The 20,615-nt window shown below is 38.3% G+C and carries 17 protein-coding genes; 2 read left to right on the forward strand and 15 right to left on the reverse strand.

Annotated features, from left to right (window positions below):
* Positions 1-3 precede the first annotated feature (3 nt).
* The 5 genes from BM102_RS11450 to BM102_RS11470 are packed head-to-tail and all read right to left on the reverse strand — an operon-like array spanning position 4 to position 3,839.
* Positions 4-261, reverse strand: a complete 258-nt coding sequence (locus tag BM102_RS11450; RefSeq protein ID WP_090395445.1) for an HPr family phosphocarrier protein — start codon at positions 259-261, stop codon at positions 4-6.
* Between the two features lie 14 nt (positions 262-275).
* The gene (locus tag BM102_RS11455) at positions 276-1,760 is read right to left on the reverse strand and encodes a family 1 glycosylhydrolase (protein ID WP_090482117.1); all 1,485 of its coding nucleotides are present in this window, start codon (positions 1,758-1,760) and stop codon (positions 276-278) included.
* A 57-nt stretch (positions 1,761-1,817) separates the two neighbouring features.
* Positions 1,818-3,137 (reverse strand): PTS sugar transporter subunit IIC, encoded by a 1,320-nt coding sequence (locus BM102_RS11460; RefSeq protein WP_090482120.1) that lies wholly within the window; start codon positions 3,135-3,137, stop codon positions 1,818-1,820.
* Between the two features lie 38 nt (positions 3,138-3,175).
* Complete coding sequence (locus tag BM102_RS11465; RefSeq protein WP_090395442.1) at positions 3,176-3,472, reverse strand: PTS sugar transporter subunit IIB; 297 nt, start codon at positions 3,470-3,472, stop codon at positions 3,176-3,178.
* 34 nt (positions 3,473-3,506) lie between these two features.
* Entirely contained in the window at positions 3,507-3,839 is a 333-nt protein-coding gene (locus BM102_RS11470) for a PTS lactose/cellobiose transporter subunit IIA (protein ID WP_090395441.1), read from the reverse strand.
* A 317-nt stretch (positions 3,840-4,156) separates the two neighbouring features.
* Here BM102_RS11470 and BM102_RS11475 point away from each other — a divergent pair, with 317 nt between their 5' ends.
* On the forward strand, positions 4,157-4,594 hold the full coding sequence (locus BM102_RS11475; RefSeq protein ID WP_090482122.1) for a DUF3284 domain-containing protein: 438 nt from the start codon (positions 4,157-4,159) through the stop codon (positions 4,592-4,594).
* Positions 4,595-4,642: 48 nt separating this feature from the next.
* On the opposite strand, the gene BM102_RS11480 is transcribed toward BM102_RS11475, so the two are convergent.
* The 6 genes from BM102_RS11480 to ung all read right to left on the reverse strand — a co-directional run bounded on the left by BM102_RS11480 (position 4,643) and on the right by ung (position 14,498).
* Positions 4,643-7,258, reverse strand: coding sequence for a PRD domain-containing protein (locus BM102_RS11480; protein WP_090395439.1), 2,616 nt, complete (start codon positions 7,256-7,258; stop codon positions 4,643-4,645).
* 7 nt (positions 7,259-7,265) lie between these two features.
* A complete protein-coding gene (locus BM102_RS11485) occupies positions 7,266-8,102 on the reverse strand; it encodes a Cof-type HAD-IIB family hydrolase (RefSeq protein ID WP_090482125.1) in 837 nt (278 codons plus the stop codon).
* 151 nt (positions 8,103-8,253) lie between these two features.
* Complete coding sequence (locus tag BM102_RS11490) at positions 8,254-10,323, reverse strand: methyl-accepting chemotaxis protein (RefSeq protein ID WP_090482128.1); 2,070 nt, start codon at positions 10,321-10,323, stop codon at positions 8,254-8,256.
* 126 nt (positions 10,324-10,449) lie between these two features.
* Complete coding sequence (locus tag BM102_RS11495; protein WP_090482130.1) at positions 10,450-11,220, reverse strand: response regulator; 771 nt, start codon at positions 11,218-11,220, stop codon at positions 10,450-10,452.
* A gap of 16 nt (positions 11,221-11,236) precedes the next feature.
* The gene (locus BM102_RS11500) at positions 11,237-13,681 is read right to left on the reverse strand and encodes an ATP-binding protein (protein ID WP_090482133.1); all 2,445 of its coding nucleotides are present in this window, start codon (positions 13,679-13,681) and stop codon (positions 11,237-11,239) included.
* A gap of 142 nt (positions 13,682-13,823) precedes the next feature.
* Entirely contained in the window at positions 13,824-14,498 is a 675-nt protein-coding gene (gene ung / locus BM102_RS11505; protein WP_074792298.1) for a uracil-DNA glycosylase, read from the reverse strand.
* A gap of 173 nt (positions 14,499-14,671) precedes the next feature.
* On the opposite strand from ung, the gene BM102_RS11510 reads away from it, so the two are divergent.
* Entirely contained in the window at positions 14,672-16,441 is a 1,770-nt protein-coding gene (locus BM102_RS11510) for a sensor domain-containing diguanylate cyclase (protein ID WP_090482135.1), read from the forward strand.
* A gap of 2 nt (positions 16,442-16,443) precedes the next feature.
* On the opposite strand, the gene BM102_RS11515 is transcribed toward BM102_RS11510, so the two are convergent.
* The 4 genes from BM102_RS11515 to nadA are packed head-to-tail and all read right to left on the reverse strand — an operon-like array spanning position 16,444 to position 20,082.
* The gene (locus BM102_RS11515) at positions 16,444-16,971 is read right to left on the reverse strand and encodes a transcription repressor NadR (RefSeq protein ID WP_090482137.1); all 528 of its coding nucleotides are present in this window, start codon (positions 16,969-16,971) and stop codon (positions 16,444-16,446) included.
* A gap of 20 nt (positions 16,972-16,991) precedes the next feature.
* Positions 16,992-17,843, reverse strand: a complete 852-nt coding sequence (nadC, locus tag BM102_RS11520; RefSeq protein ID WP_090482140.1) for a carboxylating nicotinate-nucleotide diphosphorylase — start codon at positions 17,841-17,843, stop codon at positions 16,992-16,994.
* Positions 17,844-19,151: an L-aspartate oxidase gene (locus tag BM102_RS11525; RefSeq protein ID WP_090482143.1), complete on the reverse strand. Its 1,308-nt coding sequence runs from the start codon at positions 19,149-19,151 to the stop codon at positions 17,844-17,846.
* 22 nt (positions 19,152-19,173) lie between these two features.
* Positions 19,174-20,082: a quinolinate synthase NadA gene (gene nadA / locus BM102_RS11530; RefSeq protein WP_090482145.1), complete on the reverse strand. Its 909-nt coding sequence runs from the start codon at positions 20,080-20,082 to the stop codon at positions 19,174-19,176.
* Positions 20,083-20,615: the final 533 nt, after the last annotated feature.

Here is a 20,615-nt window from a genome sequence, read left to right on the forward strand (position 1 = left end):
TTCCTACAAATTGTTTTTGAAATATTCTTCAAGCTTAACCAAGGTGTCAGCCTCTGTCTCTCCCTCAACCTGTACAGTAACTTCCTCCCCTTGCTTTGCACCAAGTGACAATAATCCCATTAATTTCTTTGCGTCGGCGCTCTTTTCGCCTTTAACTATTGTGATTTTATCTGCATGGCTCTTTGCCTCTGTAACCAAAAGGCTAGCTGGTCTTGCATGAATTCCTACTTCATCTGTGATTGTATAATTGAAACTTACCATTTTCTCTTTCCCCTTTAATCTAAATCTTCGCCATCTGAGGCAATTACTTTTTTGTACCACTCAAAGCTGTCCTTCTTAGAACGCTCTAGTGTACCATTTCCTTCATCGTCCATATCTACATATACAAAACCATAGCGTTTCTTCATCTCGCCTGTACCTGCAGATACTAAATCAATGCAACCCCACATTGTGTAGCCCATCAAATCTACACCATCTAGATTGATTGCATCTGACATAGATTTAATGTTCTTTCTCAAGTAATCTATACGATAATCATCGTGAACACTTCCATCAGCTTCCTTAACATCACTCCAGCCTATACCATTTTCTACAATCCAAATTGGTTTGCGATAGCGGTAATAAAGTGTATTACATGCAAGTCTTAAGCAAGCTGGATCAGTTGCCCATCCCCATGCATTTGTCTCCATGTATGGATTCTTAACTCCCATAAAGAAGTTGCCACCTGAGCCTTCCACATCTTCATGAGTTGTGAGTGTGTGTCCCCCATAGCAAGAGAAGCTAAGGAAATCTGATGAATAGTTTTTGATTAACTCATAATCCTCTGGAGTGTCATCTAATACTATTCCTTTTCTTTCATATTCCTTCAGTCTGTACTCTGGATAAAATCCTCCAGTCTGTACATCAGAATAGAATAATGTGTGCTGTGACATTTCAAGCTGAAGAATCTGATCAGCAGGATCACATGTGTATGGATAAAGTGGTGCATATGCAAGCATCTGTCCCACCTTAATTTCTGGATCAATTTCATGAGCTGCTTTTACAGCAAGAGCACTGGCAACAAATTGATTGTGTGCACCTTGGGCTTTTGCCTGGTCAGAATTATCCATCATTCCGCCGCCCATGTATGGAGCCATGTCCATAATGTTAATTTCATTAAATGTAAGGTAATATTTAACTTTTCCTTTGTATCTTTCAAATACTGTTCTTGCGTATTTTTCAAAAAAGCCTATAAGCTTTCTATTTTTCCAGCCCCCGTAGTTGATAAGAAGCTGAAGTGGGGTTTCATAATGTGAAAGTGTAACTAGTGGCTCGATACCATATTTTTTACACTCGTCGAAAACCTCATCATAAAACTTGAGACCTTCTTCATTTGCCTGATCATCATCTCCATTTGGAAAGATTCGAGCCCAGTTCATAGAAAGACGAAATGTTTTAAATCCCATCTCCCCCATGTATGCAATATCTTCTTTAAAATGATGGTAGAAATCTGTCGCAACATGACTAGGATAATATGTGTTTTCTAGTACTGCTGGAACAGCTCCCTCTGGAAATGTCATATCACTTCCAAAACCCATTCCTGTGTAACCTGTCTCACCTGTCTTTTCATTTTTCCATGTAATTCTACGTGGAACAGTGTGACTTCCGGCTGTCATAACATCAGATGTATTAAGGCCCTTGCCCCCCTCAAGGTAGCCTCCTTCATACTGATTGGCTGCTGTAGCGCCTCCCCATAAAAAACCTTTTGGAAATTTACTCATGTCTCCTCCTAAAAAGAGAACTGCCATTGATATTTATTCAACGGCAGTTCAATAGCTTTACTGATTTTCTGCTGCCTTAGCTTCTGCTTCCTTAACTGCAAGCTGGTTGTCATATACCTTGAAGAATGGATACCAAACAAGGCCAGCTGGGATAATCATAAGATAATCCCAAAGAGCATTCTGCCAACGGAATGTTCCAAGGAACTGTGCAAAGCCCATAGGCATCAATGCACCGATGTATACATGTGCTGGTCTTAAGAATCCAAACTTATATGCAAAGTATGTAAGCACCATGATTACTAAGCAGTTTAAGATGTATGGAATGCAAAGGATTGGATTGTACATTACTGGCATACCGAATGTTACAGGCTCGTTAATTCCGAACCATCCAGGAACAACACCAACCTTTGATACGGCACGAATCTGCTCTGACTTTGCCTTAAGTCCGAACAAGCAAAGTGGAAGAGTGTTACCAGTACCACCACAAATTGCGATGCAAGCAAAGAGTGCAACTGGATAGAATGTAAGAGCTGCCTGTGCCTCTGCTACTGTTCCGCCTGCTGCAATTACTGCCTCATAAGCAGCTGCATTCTCAGATGTTGCCATAATGATTGGAGCCATAAGAACTGAAATCATAAGCATTGTTCCGTGAATACCGAAGCACCACATAAAGCAAGCAAATGCACAAAGTACAAAGATACCAGCTGTTGATGTAAGTGCTGCAAGAGGAGCTGAAAGAACAGCCATAAATCCTGATGCAAGGTTGTATGCTCCGCCTGTTGCAGAGATAACAATTGCTGAAATGCCAAGCCAAATTGTTGCATTGAAGAATGATGGGATGATTGCTGCCATAGCGTTTACAAGTGATGGTGGGCAAACATCTGGCATCTTGATCTGTACGTGATTCTTCTGGCAGAAGTAATCAACATTTACACAGCAGAATGCAACTACAAATCCAAGGAACATTCCCTGTGAACCAAGATATGTAACTGAAAGATTTGCAATTGAAGAGCCCTGTGTAAGATCAAAGCAAGCTACCATTGCAAATACTGCTGATGCTTCAATTGTTGAAAGAAGTGGAGATTTAACACCTCTTGTTTTTGCATAATTGAATGCGATCATACCTGTAATCCAAAGAGCTACCAAACCCATTGTAAAATTATATGGCTGATAGAGTATTGTGTAGATTGTTGAATCCGATGATACCCCAAGCATCGACAATACTGCACATATAATCTGAAATACCGAACCAGTCATGATGAGTGACATTGAACCCATCATTGCTGCCTGTAAAGAGCTGAGGAATTTGTTCTGTCCCAATTTCTGCCCAAATTCCTGCAAGGCAATCATGCCCTTTGAGTTAAAAATACCTTCCATAAAATTTTTCTCCTTCTAGATATGTAAATAGTTTTATATTAAGAAGCCAGCATACCCTTTACTTGCTTCATAATATTTGGACAGTTAGCAACTGCATAATCAAGTGAATTTACAACGTCTGCTGGAAGACCTGTATCTTTCTTGATATCCTCTAACTTATATCTAACCTGTGGTCCTACAAGAACGCATTCATAATCCTGGAATACATCCTTATATTCAGCCAAACCAACAGCGTCGATTGTAAGTTCCTCGCCCTGCTGCTCCCAATACTCTTTCATCTTCTTCATAAGAAGACCTGTTGACATTCCACCTGCACATACTAATAAGATTTTCATAGTTTTACCTCTCCTTTTCTTAAACCCTTAAGTTTTATTTTTCGTCCAGTCTTTTATAGAGCTGGATTATTTCCCTGATTAACTCTTCTGCTAACATGCTTGTCATGAAATGATCCTGAGCATGTACTAAAAGCACATCCATTTCAGGAGCATTGCCATTTGCCTGAGCTGTAAGTAAATCCATCTGACTCTGGTGTGCCCCAACACCAGCTTCCTTGCATTTTTCTAACAGCTTATCTGCTTCCTCGTAATTCCCTTTCTTTGCTTCCTCGAGTGCTGCGAAAGCATATGAACGAGCATCACCTGCACTGGCAATTATCCCCATTGCAATCATCTCGCCATCAATTGGCTCTTGCACCTCTGCCATAGCTAATACCTCCTTGCTAGTTGTTATGTGACTACTTTACATTCTTTGTGCAATAGTGTCAATATATCAATATTTTCGTTATATTTATTTAGTGCATAATGCACAATCTTTCTTTCCTTAGTGTATAAATTCACATTTTGGACACACTTTATTTTTTATACACTAGCTGTATTCTATGGTTTGTGTATAGGTTTTTTGCCTTATTTTATTTGTGTATAAATTCTTCTGTACTTATTCCGTTTTTGTATAAATTCTGTCTAAAAAATCCGGATTTTAGTGACCTTGTTTGTATAAAATTACTGTGCTAATATGCCCCTATGAAGATATCAAGAACACTTACTATTACAACAGATGAGTTCTTTGACTACCTGGAAAACCAGCTACTGAAAATCGCTAACGATAATTTGGATGAGGAGCAGGAGGCCTATACCAATTCAGATATTCAGGAAGGTTTTCGCATTATTCAGAATCGTGATACCGATATCAATAAGGTCGAATTACTTATCAACAAGTACAAAAAAGGGGAATTTTACGAAGCGACTGCTTCTTCATTGACTGATTCATATAGGATGAGTTATCTGATTACTCCGAAAGACGATAATATCCTTGTAGATTATGAGCAAGTTAATTTAAACAATTTCCAAGCCGAAAGCAAAGGGTTCTTTGCCAAGCTCGGTGAAGCCTTATATCTCTCTCGCATGTCTAACTCTCTTTACGATGTTGAAAGAGCCGTATTGAAAGCTAGAGCAAACTAATTTTTCGCACTGAAAAAGAGTGGACACCGGTTCCACTCTTTTTTAGTTTTATCTTTCTTTTTTCAGAATGCGCATTAAGGTCGCCACCTCTTCATCGCTAATTATCACATGGAAGTTCTTTTCCAGCGCTTTTAGATAATTAGATATTACCTTATAGTCCGTAGGGTTATCTGCAAAATACTTTGAATTGTTTATTCCCTTGATTTTATAGTTTGGCGAGCTAAGAACATCCAGCATATAGACAATGTGAGCACACAATCCTACTCGCTCATCAGCATCCAAATCATAAGCCACAGCCAGCTTTTCAACTGTATCCGGTACGTATTTACGAAGCTTTTCAGCAGTAAGATATTTTGCTTCTCTGCCATAATTATCAATTACTTTTTCATAGCCCATATATTTTCTTTGAACTGTTTCAAACATCAACACATGGTCCAAATCTTCCTTGCTGCACTCAAACACATCTGCAATAGAAATAAATGGAATACCAAAAATCTCAGGATCAAATGTACCTACAAAGGCATGTATTCTGTAGCTTTTCTTGATTTCGATAACCTCTTTTATAAGCTTATCTTTATTTCCCATTGAAAGGGCAAATATCGGCATTTCAAGCTTTGAATATCTGCTGATGTAATTCTTTAGCTGCTCAGCCCCACCTTCAGATGTATGACATAAGGTTACAATTGCCATTGGACGTTTATATTCGTAGTACATATGATTCATGGATTTTCTGATTCCATGATATGCCTTATCAATATCATTTTCTTTTTTGCAATTTCGTGAGGCCACCACTCCGATGGTTGTAATCGGTATATTCATACCACGTATTTTTATATTACAACGCTCTGCTATGCTATCTAACATTACCTCCATGGAAGACGAGTCGTATATTACAACCACTCCACCACCTTGATTCACTTCTTTAATCCTCTGTTCCAAAGCTAGGTTAGTTGCAGAGGAATCTTCATTGACATCAAGTTCCAAGGCATATGCATTGTTTTCCTTTGTGGTTGTGTTGGCAACCTCCGCCAAGCCAGAAGCCACCCCTTTTCCGTGCATAGCATAAAGCAATACCGGACTATCATCAGATTCCTTGGTATCTATCAGATACATTGTAAGGATAGCCACTTCCTCTATTGAAAACTTTAAGAAGAATCGCTCATACAAAACATGAGTAAAATCCAACATAGTGGCATATTCTTTAGGATAATGAGTGATAATTGCTCTAACCTGATCATCATCAATTCTCTTTGGACTGATTTTATCCTTTTTCAGAATGCTATTAATATGCAAGCAAAGACCGCAAAACATGCTATCAGACAGCTCTTTTCCATAGTCATGCTTGTATCTTTCAGCAAATAGACTGACATAGTTTATTACATTTGTATCAACAATCTGAGCCAGCTGGCCTATATTTATGTTTGAGCCTGAAATCAGATTTTTAGGCATATCAAAGCAAATATTATCCAGATATGAGCCAATAACCTTTTTGATTGCATCAGCTGATATTCCCTTGTCTATCATTCCCTGATACTGATTCTTTAACTGACCGTAAACTTCAGTGGCCTCTATTTCACCTTCATCGCTAGACTTATCTCCAAAAGAAAAATAGTTTGCAGTACCAATAATACTGTCTATCTGTGCACCAATGGCTCCAATTGGTCTGAAATTAGCCTGGACTTCTTCTGGTAAATCCTGTCCTGTTACATACATAGTCTTTCCTTCTTCATCCAAAAGCTTTATGTATGCATTAGCACAGGCACCTTTTATTCCATTTACCATCGTTTTTATTCCATGAGGGTATTCCACATTCATCAATATCCTCACGGCATCCACGTCTACCTTAATCTGGCATCCTGAGTTTTCAGCTTCCTTTTCAAAGAAGTTTTTAATAAGCTTAAAAATCTCCTTCATTGGTCTGTCATTAAGCCGTGGTAAAGGTATAGAAACAGTATTTCTCCAGTCAACCTGTTCATCATCCCAGGATGTCATGGTAAATACAAATACAAGATTCTTTATATATTCCGTTCTTTTATCAACCGCACTGTCGATTCTTCCTGTTTCAAGAAAACCAGATATTCGACTGTACTGCTCTGGTTCTAAAAGCTCAATATGGTCGATAAACAGCACTCCACCCATTGCTTGATAAAATGCTGATTTTTCTATTCCACTTTCATCTCCAAAAATCACATCATTTAATGCACTACGATTCTTTTTGAAATGTCTACAATTAACATAAATAAATGGACTGTTTTTGCCAAACTTTCCCATCATCAAACCGTAGTAATAAATATCATTGCAAAATGCAGTTGAGCCACTGCCTGCATCAGTAACCACCTGAATATTCAATGAGTCAGCTGGATACATCAAAGCCTTTTTTACATCATCAACCGCCTTTTTCAGGCTGCCATCAAATCCAACCAATTCCTCGAAAGGCTTTTTCTCAATGGATTCTTGTGTGCGTGATGCCACCTTGTATAAAACTGGCCTTGTTTTTGACTTTATTAGCAATCCTTCCGATGTAAGCTCATTTAAAAGTGTGCTTACATTTGTTCTTTGCATATTTAAAGCTTCTGCAACCTCATCAGTTTTCCAATTATTCTTCCCTGTAGCTATGGTTTCTTTCCAAAGATATTCATAGACAATGTCGCGATTTTTCTTCATACCCCACCTAGATTAAATTTAATTCCTTCATCCCATTATATATTCCGTCTTCAGTGATATTAGTTGTGACGAAATCCGCTATCGCCTTTAAATCATCTGAAGCGTTTCCCATGGCAACCCCAATGCCAGCATATTCAATCATTTCAAAATCGTTTGGCCCGTCACCAAACGCAACTGTGTCTTCTCTTGTGATACCTAAGTATTCAACAAGCTTTTCCATTCCCACAGCCTTTGTGATTCCACCAACTGCTATTTCACCAGAGGACTCGTTTTCATTTTTAAAGCTCATGGCAGTAATGTAGTAATCATCCCCAAGCATCTCTTTTATCTGCCCAAGCGACAATCCTGCTTTGTAATAGCATATTTTTTCTGCGTTTTTATACTTTCCTGCATTATTTATTAAATTGTCATCTACATATTCATGCTCGAAAATCTGTGAAATATTCTTTGGGACCTGCCCCTTTAGACGTTCCTTGAAATTCTCATGCATCGCCTCAAAGCACTCAGATGTACCAACCACCTTGTCAGTGCATTGAAGCATGTAAATCATTTCTTGAGATTTCATAAAATCAAGAAGTTTAGATAGCTGTGCCTCCGTCATATGGTTTGCAAAAATTTCTTTTCCACCGTATGTAACATTCGCTCCAGCTGCAGATACGAATCCGTCGAATCCGAATTCTAATAGTCTTTCTTCAATTTGGCAGATGCTTCTGCCAGTACATAAAATAATCTTGTGGCCATTTGCCTTAGCCAATCTTAAAGCTTCTTTGGCGGATTCTGGAAATTCCCCGCCAAAATTGATGAGTGTGCCATCAATATCAAAAAATATAACTTTCTTACTCATAATATCTAGACCTCGTCGTAATTAATTCGATTATTCCATAATTAAAATTATCTGTCTAGACTATTATTTTCTAAAATATGCATAAAAAAGTGAGGTCACCTATGATTACATAAATGGCCCCACCCCTTATCAAAATTTTGTATTATTCGGATTATTCCGCAGTCTCTGTATCTAATCTGAACTGGCTTACAACTCTTGTTAAATCCTGTGCAATGCCATTCTGCTTATCTGACATTCCGTTAATCTCAGTTACTGTCTCAGATAGCTCAGAAACAGAATCCATTACTTCGCCACTGTTTGCAGCTGTATTCTGAGTAGCCTCTGCAATATTTTGAATTGCAGATTTTACTTCGTTCATAATCTCCTGAATTGACTCTGTCATGTTCGACAGCTTCTCAGATGTTTCTTTAATTGATTCTGCATCCTGTCCATATCTTTCAGCAACACCTACAAAGTTTTTATAATCTGGTGTTACTGTATTTGAAACATAGTCAAGAAGGGATTTAGCGTTAGTAGCAAGGCCTTCAAAGGCATCCTGTATACCAGAAATAGTTTCCTGAATCTTTTCTACAGAATCTGTTGTCTGACCTGCAAGCTTTCCAATTTCTGTTGCTACAACTGCGAAGCCCTTTCCTTGCTCGCCTGCACGTGCTGCCTCGATTGATGCATTAAGAGAAAGCAATGTAATCTGATCTGCAATGTCTGCAATTACACTTGCCATCTCACCAATGTTTTCAACAACCTTAGACTGTGCAATACTGTCCTCCAGCTTAGTCTCGAAGCTAGACTGCAAGGTTTGAGATTTATCAAATGCCTCCTGGCTGTTCTTACCGATTTCTGTAGCTCTCTTCTGAATATCAATAGCAAGATCCAAGCTACCTTTAGTCTCATCATTTAAGCTGTCTGTAGACATTGCAACCTGCTCAACAGATGCTGAAAGCTGCTGTGTTGCAGCTGAGGAATTCATCATATCCTCGTTTACTGCTGTCATAATATCTACAATCTTATCGAACTCAATCTTCAGCTCATTTGCAGAAGATTTAAGATTATTACTTGCCTCGTTAATATCCACTGAATAGTCTGAAATGCTTTGAATAACACCCTTGTTATTTCCGTACATATCATTCAATGACGTTGACATTACAGCAAGCTCATCCTTACCTTTTACAGAAAGCTTCTCAATTGTAAAATCACCTTCCGCAAGCTCTGTAGCAAAGTTTTGAACCCTTCTGATTGTCTTTGCTACACCGCCGATACCAATAACAATAATTACTATTGCTACTACCAATGCCACAATACATACGATTACTAAACGATTGATTAACAGGTATATTGGCTGTTTTAATTCATATGAATCAATGGAAACCATAAGCTTCCATCCTGTCAAATCAATAGTATCAAAGTATACTTTGTAATCAGTCTTTCCTGAAGTATATCCAGATGTTCCTTCATCTTCAGCAAGCACTGTACTCATCATGGAAACAACAGATGCATTTTCATCTTCTGTTAAATATGCTCCTGTTTGAACTTTTTCGTCGTCATATCCTGCAATAAGAAGACCATCTGCAGCTGTAAGGATACCTACACCTGTTTTTCCTACTGTTACATTACTAATAATTTCAGTGATTGCAGATAGTTCAATATCTACTGTAACGCAACCAATCTTTGTTCCATTTACAACAATAGGGGTAGAACATGAGGACATTACTGTTCCAGATGTTGGATCATAATATGGATCTGTTATTACAGGGCCATCGCTTGCCATTGCATTTGTATAGTATTCCTGAGCGAAATAATCATATGCGGAATTGCTATATTCCCATGTAGTAACTGATTTGTCACCATCCTTATATACATATGGACCATAGTATTGTTGCTCTGGGTCGTAGGCATATGGCTCGAACCATAGTCCGGATCCTAGTACGATATCGTTTGTTGCTATCATATCCTGAAGCATCTTCTCATATGCATCCCATGCTGTGAATGTATATGATGAAGCAACACTGATAGCGATGGAATCTGCTAGAGTTTCAACATCCTGCAAATATCCACTTACCTCAGAAATATTTGCACGTAACTCTGCACTCATTGACTCTTGTGTTTTTGTATCTACAAGAGCATCACTTGATGTTGCCGACATAATAGTCAATACTATCTGAGCAATAACAAGTATTGGTAAAATCATTACCAGCATCTTGGTTCCGATTTTCTTAAAACTCATATTATCCCCTCCGTATTGTCTGATAATTGTCTATATTTTAATCTATATTTGTGTACAAATGTTGAAAATTCAACGTCATCAAGTGAACATTTTGTGCATAAAAAAGCGCCCCGAAGGGCGCTTGCTTTATGATTCTGCTTGCTTTAAGAAAATATTCTCTATCGCATTTATAATCTTTGTTTGCATTGGAGGCTTTACAAAATAGCCTGCTGGCTTCAGATCAAGTACAGCATCTACATGCTCCTTATCTGCAATTCCTGTAAGGAATATTACTGGAACATTTTTGTAATCATCCTCTGCTCTAATCATTTCAAGAGTCTGCTTACCATCTACAACTGGCATTTCATAATCAAGAATGATTAAGTCCGGTCTATCCTGTCCCATAGCTTTCATACACTGAGCCGCAGATGTTGCAAGAGTAACTCGATACTTATCCTGAAGCATATTTCTCATATTTCTAAGAAGTACTGGGTTGTCATCTACAACAATGATGTGACGCTTCTCAGTTTCTACTACAGCATTCAAAATAGCATCTGCATTCATGCTAAAAGCCTTGCAGATTTCTTTTATAATCTCTTCACGGCCTGGCTGCGGAATATGCTTGCACTGTCCTGAATAATAGTATGAAATAAACATTTGTTTCTTAAGCTCGCGCCCAAATGTTATGACAGGAAGCTGTTCATTGTACTCTCTAATCGCTTCAAAAATATCTTCTTGATGCATCTCGAAGTCATCAATGTCCATCAAAACTAAATCAGGAGCGTACAACTTCAACATGCTCTTAACTATTTTTGCACTACTAGTACATAACTGTGTATGGAAATGTTGTGCAAGGAATGAATTTACATCTGATGGAGATTCGGTACTAAAATCTCCCACTATAAGTATTTTACGCATTTTGTATTCTCCTTAACTAGCTTTGTAGCTCTTCAATATCTGCAAGTGCCTCATCGTCTTCCAAATTCATAATACGAAGATTTAATTGCTCTAGTTTAACTTGTTTATCATCGTCATAAGAATATGACATAATCTGTTTCATAATATTGTCGGCCTGCTCTGAGTCATGTGTCATAATTGACATCTTCAACATTTCAAGCAAAGCAAACAGCTCATCAATATCCTCCAGCTTAGGCTTTTCAACATCCGATGAAAGCACCTTCAGCCTGTCATGCATTATTTCCAACTCTTCAATAAGAATTGGTGTAATAGCTTTAATTCTATCGATATTATTGTCCTTCGCTGCAAACTCACAAGTCTTTGCAAGTCCGCCTAAGGCTGTAGCGCCAATTGTATTGGCCATGCTTTTAACTGCGTGAACTTTTATACGATAATCTTCAAGAGTGTTTCCACTGTCTATATCTTTATAATACCTAAGTATCTCATCCCTTTCAAACATTATCGAATCATAAAAATCCACCGCCGTCTGAAATACCATGTTTGTATCAGGGAAATGCAACAATGCATAATCCCAATCAATTCCTTCAATATCAGGAAGCTCAATTTTCTTAACACGATTCATTCTTGCTTCATCTTTTGCATCAGGCTCATGATACTCCAGCAACGACTCTGGAAGAAAATCACGGATTGTTTTTTCAAGCTGTGCAGGCACTACCGGCTTTGAAAGGAAGCCATGGAAACCAAGTGTTAAATATCTTTCTTTTGCTCCTGCAATAGCATTTGCAGTAAGTGCTATTACTGGTGTGCCCAAGCACTTATTACCTTCAAGCCTTGCCATAGCTTTGAAGGTTTCGACACCATCCATACCAGGCATCATATGATCCAGGAAAATCATATCAAAATGCTGATTCTTGATAAGCTGCAAGCAATCATATCCATTTTCAGCTTCCACTACTTTTACCCTAGAATCTCTAAGTAATGCAACAAACACCTTACGGTTCATAGCATTGTCGTCAACTACGAGGAAAGTAGCATTTGGTGCTTCAAAACTTGTGCTGTACTCATAATTTGAAGTAAGCTGCTTTAGCTTCTGCTCAAAGTCACCAATTGGTTCAGGATTTACTACCTCTTGACTAATCGTAAATGAGAAGGTAGAGCCTTCACCATAAGTACTATCTACATTTAATGTGCTGCCCATCATCTTAAGAAGATTTTGAGTAATGGTCATTCCAAGACCAGCACCTTCGATATTTCTATTTCTATTTACTTCCAATCGCTCAAAGGATTCAAACATCCTTTTGATATCCTCTGGCTTTATTCCTATACCTGTATCTTTTACAGAAAAGGTAAGCTCAACATATTCTCCGAAGCTTTTTTTACATGTGGCTGTTATTTCAATGTAGCCTTCCTGGGTATACTTTACTGCATTTGTGATGATGTTTGTAAGCACCTGCTTGATTCGAATATCATCACCTAACATATTGCAAGGGATATTGCTTGCAATGTTAAGCTTTAATTCCAGATTCTTTTCCTTTGCCCTTAGCACGATATTATTTAAAACATCATGCATAAGGCTCATGAAATCATATTCACCTTTAACGATGCCCATCTTACCTGACTCGATTTTGGTGATATCCAAAATATCATTTATTAATGAAAGCAGGTTTTGTGAAGCCGTCTTGATATCCAAAGCATATTCTTCAACGACCTTTTCTGAGGTTTCTCTCAAAATCATCTCGTCCATACCCATGATGGTATTGATTGGAGTTCTGATTTCATGAGACATATTTGCAAGGAAATTACTCTTTGCTTCTGTCGCTGTCTGTGCCTGCTTCTCGGCTTTTTTAGCCTGCAGTGTCTTTTCTAGCAAATCATCGTTATTGATAGCAGCTTGTCTATATAATTTTTCATAAATAGATCTCTGGAATTTAATAATTGAGCCGATTGCGATGGCACTAATCATCATTGATTGTACCACGTCAAAAAATACGCTTCGCTTTGTCTGTAAGCTCACTACATATTCTGGATGATAATAAGAAATGACGTAGCAACCAATAATGATTGCCACATCAGTTAATAACATAAATAAGAAATCCATGCCATCTAAAAGCATGAATATAAAAATAAGTCCCATGGAGAACCAGCAAACCATACCGCTGTTGATTCCTCCGGTAACAAAGAACATAACTGGAAACAGAGCTATTCCCACCACAAAACATACTGCGATAGTGCTGTTTTTCAGCCTATTCATATAGTTGGCCATATATATGCAGACTGCATCTATTATCACAGAAACGAAAATAACTGCAGTCAAAATTCCTGACATACCATTAATAATGTTGAATGGAATAGTGATAATTCCACCAATCAATCCAACAATTGTAATGATATTGAATAACACCAAATCTATAGGTAGGTCTGGACTAAAATACTTTTTCTGAAATGCCCTTAGTTTGTTCAAAACAACGTCCCCATTATCCCTTATAAAATCTGTATTTTCACCGAAAATACCCTAAAATAAATATAAAGGAATAAATAAAATTGTACAATACCGGACCCAAGAATAATTCGTGAAAAAACTGTGAAAACATCACATCTATCAACTATATATTCTCAATTTGCCAATCAATGGTGCTTAATCCCTTAGATTTCAAAAATTCGTTAGTCTTTGAAAAGTGCTTACAACCGAAAAAACCTCTATATGCAGAAAGAGGTGATGGGTGTGGCGCTTTAAGTATTAAATGGTTTGGATTATTAAGCTTTGCACACTTTTTTGCAGCTGGTGAGCCCCATAGTAAAAATACTATTGGACGATCCTGCTGGTTTAAAATGTCGATAACCGCATCGGTGAACTTTTCCCAACCGATACCTGCATGGCTTGCAGCCTGATGTGCACGAACTGTAAGTACATTGTTAAGCATAAGAACACCCTGTCTTGCCCATTTTTCCAAATATCCATTGTTTGGAATATAGCATCCCAAGTCATCATTTAACTCTTTATATATATTTACAAGCGAAGGTGGTGTTTTTACTCCAGGCTTTACCGAGAAGCAAAGGCCATGGGCTTGACCAGGCTCGTGATATGGATCCTGACCAATAATAACTACCTTTACCTCTGATAATGGTGTGAAATCGAAAGCGTTAAAAATATCATCTGCCGGTGGATACACAGGATGCTCGTGATATTCCTTCTTCACTGTTTCATATAAGTCTTTATAGTATGGCTTTTTAAACTCTGGAGTAAGCGGTTCAAGCCAATCATTTGTAATTGCTGACATTATTCTTCCCTTCTATGAGTCATATATTTCTTGCCTTTTATTATATCTTATCCTTGTTTTCATTAAAACCATTCTATTTGACTATCAAATTAATAGGTTAGTCTTAAAATAATCACAACATCATGTTAATATGATTACAAAATATAATTTTGAACTATTAATTTGGAGGTCATATGTTTCAAAAAACCTATTATTTTCAAAGCATAGATGAGCTCGATGATATATTAAATACAATCTCAAATTCGGAAGCATACAATTCTGCTTCTGGTATTTTGATGCAATTATATAACTCAAAGACTGACGTGGATGAACAGTCTATGATTAATAAAATTATAAGCCAATGTCCTAAGGCATGTCTCACTGGTATGACTGCTGCAAATATTGCCACAGAAGAATACGATATAAGCAGCTTTCCGCTACAGCTATCTGTTACATATTTTAAAGAAACACAGCTTGTTCAATTTGAATTCGATATGGAAAACACAACAGCTTTCGTGGCTGGCCGTGTCATGAGTAAAGCCTTGGAGGATTTACAGAATGTTAAATGTCTTCAAATTCTTTATTATGCAAACAGTATTTCAATAAACAGTTTTGTCCATGAGTTTAACCATCACCACATACCAACATTCGGCGCAAAGGCTGGAAGAAACATTCAAGTGTTAAATCCTGCTCATATATATGGCAAAGGTGTATACTCCACCGGATTTATTGTAGTTGCCTTTGTAAGTACTTCATTAAAAATATATATGGACAACAATCTCGGTTGGCAACCTATCGGTTTGGAAATGGCAATCACAAAAACCTCTGGCAATAGCACTGTCGTTGAAGTGGATAAAAAGCCTGCGGTTGATATATTTTCTAAATATTTGAAAGTTTCGCCCAATAGTTACTTTGTTCAGAATGTTTGCGAATTTCCATTGATAATTGAGCGAAATAATTTCAAAATTGCAAGAGTTCCTTCCGGATATTTGCAAGATGGCAGCATTTCCTTCACGTCAGATGTGCAAAAAGGAGACCATTTTAGATTATCTTATGCAAATCCTGATAATCTCTTTGCTCTCACAGCTCAATCCGTAAATGATGTACACAATTTTGAACCAGAAGCGCTTTTCATCTTTGAATGTGGCAATCGAGTAAAGTTTTTGAAGGATAAATATTTAGAAGAAATCAAACAGTACTCCCAATTCTATCCCGAATTATCAGTAACTACCGGCTATGCCGAACTATTCTATACTGATGATGGATTTGGTGGAGACTTAAATAGTGCTTTAGTAGCAGTAGGATTAAAAGAATCTGACAATTCTACAGACTGTATAATTCCATGTAGAGAGTATATTGTGGAAGAATCTGACCCTCAGGATACAAATGTTGATCAAGAAATTCCATTTTTAGAACGTATCTTAACTTTCCTTGAAAGCACTTCTAAGGAACTGGACAACCTAAACAAGGAACTTGGCAAGGTAGCCTATACGGATCAACTTACTAAAATCTATAACCGTTGGGAATTAGAAAGAAAAATAGAAGAGGCGCTGGAACTCACAAATCAAGGCATGTCCTATGGCCTGTTCTTTATCGATATTGACCATTTCAAACATGTAAATGATACCTATGGCCATGATGTTGGTGATTCAGTTCTTTTATCAGTTGTAAATGTTATCAAGGAAAGTCTGAAAGAAGGCCATATATTTGGCAGATGGGGTGGTGAAGAATTTGTTTATATTATCCCAGATGCGGATGAAAAGACTGCAGTAGAATTTGCCGAATCTATACGAAAGAAAATCGACGATATATGCTTTGTAACTGTAAATCATATAACAATAAGCTTAGGTGTCACATTGGCAAAACCAAATGACACCCTTGCATCCTTTGTTAAAAGAGCGGATGACGCAGTATATGAAGCCAAGGAAAATGGCCGCAATCAGGTCAAGATCCATTTGGATTAATATTATTGCAATATCCAATCATCAAGAGGTAACCAGAAGCCCAAATCCTTAAGCTCCTGCTCAATAATATCAAGTGTTTCCTCATTATCTGCACTAATGATGTGATAATGATATCCACTTGTAGCAGAGCTTAGGGATTTTGATTTTCCTGAAGCTATCGCCTCCATAAATTCCTTTGCCTGACGCCTTGAGCTAACATTAAGTGGAGCTTCAAGACGGTTGTAAAAGCGATGGTTGATAATGATATTCTCTGCACAACCACCATTATCAACTATTGCAAAAAGCTCATCTAATATCTGATCATCATTGTGATGACTCTTTATAATTCTTTTGCATTTATTCTCAGATGCTAATACATATCCTCTGTTTGTTGAAGTAATTTCTATGCCATTAGCTCTAATTAATGCAATATCTGTAACCACAACCTGGCGGCTTACATCAAGCTCGTTTGCCAGTGTTGTGCCCGATACAGGCTTATCCGATTGTCGAATTATCTCTATAAGTCTTTTTCTTCTTGCCTGTCCGTCCATAGTTCCTCCCTTTATACAGATTAAACTGCATGTAAGTTTTTCATTGAAATATCAAGAATTGGAGCTGAATGAGTTAATGCTCCACTTGAAACATAATCAACTCCGCTGTCTATTATATTTTTTATATTCTCTTTTGTCACGTTTCCAGAGCATTCTGTTTTAGCGCGGCCATTAATTAACGCAACTGCTTCTTTCATAGTTGCCACGTCCATATTATCAAGCATGATAATATCCGCACCAGCCTCTACTGCTTCCTTAACCTGCTCAAGAGTTTCTGTTTCGATTTCAATCTTTCTAACGAATGGTGCATATTCCTTAGCCATCTGAACAGCCTTTGTAATAGACCCTGCCGCTCCGATGTGATTGTCCTTTAAAAGAATACCATCAGAAAGATTGTATCTGTGGTTTTGTCCACCGCCACACTTTACTGCATATTTCTCAAAAATACGCATGTTAGGTGTTGTCTTTCTTGTATCAAGAAGAACGGTCTTGCTGCCCTCTAAAAGCTTAGCAACTTGATTTGTGTATGTTGCAATTCCGCTCATACGCTGAAGGTAGTTAAGTGCCACACGCTCTCCTGAAAGAAGCACACGAATGTCTCCCTTTACCTTTGCCATAAGCTGTCCCTTTGTGACCTTATCTCCATCTTTTACATACTTTTCCACAATTGTATCTTCATCAAGTATCTTGAATACACGCTCATATACGTCCATTCCACAAATTACACCATCCTGCTTGCAGATAAGCTCCACCTCACCTGCCTGTGGACCTGGCATAACAGAGTTTGTAGTAACATCTTCACTTGAAATATCCTCGCGCAATGCCATTTTGATAAGCTCGTCTGCATTGAGCTTCATTGTAATATTGTTCATTTATATGGCCTCCTTTTCGGCTCTCATGTCTGCTTCTTTTTTAATTTCGCCAACTACCATTGCATGGTAGTTTTCCATAATGCTTGGAAGATCCTCATAACCATCCATGTTTACAAGGTTATCAAAATCCTCTGCTGATTTATAGTCATTTCTTGCTGCAATATCCAGTGCTGCACGCTTTGCAAATACTAGGCTTTCAAGCAATGAATTGCTAGCAAGACGATTTCTTCCATGTACTCCATTACAGCTGGTTTCGCCAACTGCGTACAGCTGCTCCATTGTGGTTTTGCTGTCTTTATCTACATAAATACCGCCCATGAAATAGTGCTGTGCAGGCACCACTGGAACCCAATCAGTAAGCGGATCATATCCAGCTTCCTTGCACTTGTTGTAGATATTTGGAAAATGATTTAAAATTTCATCCTTTGGAATTGGTGAAAAATCCAGCCATACATGCTCAGTTCCCTGCTCCTTCATCTTGTCAAAGATTGCATGACTAACCACATCTCTTGGCTGTAATTCATCTGTAAATCTTTCACCGTTCTTATCTCTGAGGACTGCTCCCTCTCCACGAACAGACTCTGAAATCAAGAAGCTTCGTCCACCCTGCTTTGTAAACAGAGTTGTAGGATGAATCTGTACATAATCACAGTTCTCCAGCTTAACATTGTGATACATAGCAAGTGCCAAAGCATCGCCAGAGATATGCCTGAAGTTTGTCGAATGAGGATAAACACCGCCTAAGCCTCCACAGGCCAGCACTGTTACATCCGCTTCAATTGCAGTTGTTTTACCATCCATATCTGCAACAACAATTCCATAACATACATTTTCATGACAAACCCAATCAACCATAGTTGTGTGTGCCATCAATGTGATATTATCTCGCTCCTGCACTCTCGCCAAAAGCTTGCTCGTAATCTCACGACCTGTTATATCTGCATGAAACAGGATACGATTGTTGGAGTGAGCACCCTCCTTTGTAAAGAGGAACTCACCATCCTTTTTATCAAATTCTACCCCATAGTTAACCAAATCATTGATTATACTCTGAGAGCTCTTTATCATGATTTCAACCGACTCACGGCGATTTTCATAATGCCCCGCTCTCATCGTATCTTCAAAATATGCCTCATAGTCTGCTTCATCCCTAAGCATACATATGCCACCCTGCGCCAAAAAGCTATCGCATCCATCCAAGGCATCCTTTGAAATACATAATATTTTTTTATCCTGTGGCAGGCTCAGTGCACAAAACAAACCTGCAACACCAGTGCCTACGATTACTACATCATATTTCTTTTCCATGATTCATACTCTTTCCCGCAAATTACTTTGCCAACTCCAGCATTCGCTTAAGTGGAATAAGTGATTTTTCCCTCTTCTCATCACTTACTTCAACTACCCCTGTTCCATCTCTCAAACAATCCCTTACCTTCTCCAAAGTAACCTTCTTCATGTTTGGACAAATCTGAACAGAACCTGCTGAATAAAATGTCTTCTCCGGATTATTCTTCTTGAGCTGATAAAGCACTCCAAGCTCCGTAGATATGATGAATTCTTTTTTATCAGATGCAGTAGCATAATCAATAATCCCTGATGTGCTTCCAATATAGTCCGCATACTCCAAAACATCCAATGTACACTCTGGATGAATAAGAACATCCGCATCCGGATGAGCCTCCTTCGCCCTCTTCACTGAATCCACAGTAACAGCCTTATGCACATGGCAATAACCATCGTTAAAGATAAAATTCTTCTCCGGAACCTTACTAGCAATATATCTGCCCAGATTCTCATCCGGAATAAAATAAATATTCTTATTAGGCAATGACTTTACAATCTTCATAGCATTTGAAGAAGTAACGCAAACATCTGAATGCATCTTCAATTCCGCTGTAGAATTGATATAGCAAACAACTGCCACATCATCATACTCAGCCCTTACCTGATTAATCTTTTCCACCTCTGCCATATGTGCCATAGGGCAATCCGCTTTCTCATCAGGCATCAGCACCGTCTTCTCAGGATTCAGAATCTTAGCCGATTCCCCCATAAACTTAACACCTGCAAAAACAATGGTACTCTCCTTCAAATCCACAGCTACCTTTGCCAAATAGTAGCTATCCCCCACATAATCCGCTATAGCCTGCACATCATCATTAACATAATAATGGGCCAAAATAACAGCATTCTTTTCCTTCTTTAACTCCTTAATCTCTTCTGCCAGAGTAGACATAACAATTCTCCTTTTACATGCCAATCTCAGTTGACAGCAAGTATACCACATGTATAGTCTACTGACAAGACACTTGTCAAAACACCGTCACGCCCTCCAGCCAACCAACGTGCTAAGGCCGCCATGCCCTCCCGGCCTCTAACGTATAAAGGCCACCCTACCCCGGCCCCGGCACACCCGCCTGCTACCACCTGCAAGTATCATTGGAGCAGATTTTTGGATTACCTTAATGTGTAAAGTCGCCCATATGTAGGTGTACTTACGAAGCTTTTACTATTCGAAGGAAATGTATGGGTGGGACGGACAACGTAGTTTATTTAATCATCTAGTCTTAACTAGTCTTTGTATTATTACTTTTGCTACTCCGTTTACTAAGAAAAATTAAAAAAGAGATATTTGTATGTATTGGCACCGTGGCACATTCAACGTCCTGTTTCAAGTGACCACTGCTGCCGCCGTCCTAGCGGCAGCTGCCAATTCATATCAAATATCTCTTTTTATTTTTCTAAGTTCACTCCAAAGCAAATAGTAAT

The organism is Pseudobutyrivibrio sp. JW11 (genome assembly GCF_900115355.1).
Lineage (GTDB): Bacteria > Bacillota > Clostridia > Lachnospirales > Lachnospiraceae > Pseudobutyrivibrio > Pseudobutyrivibrio ruminis.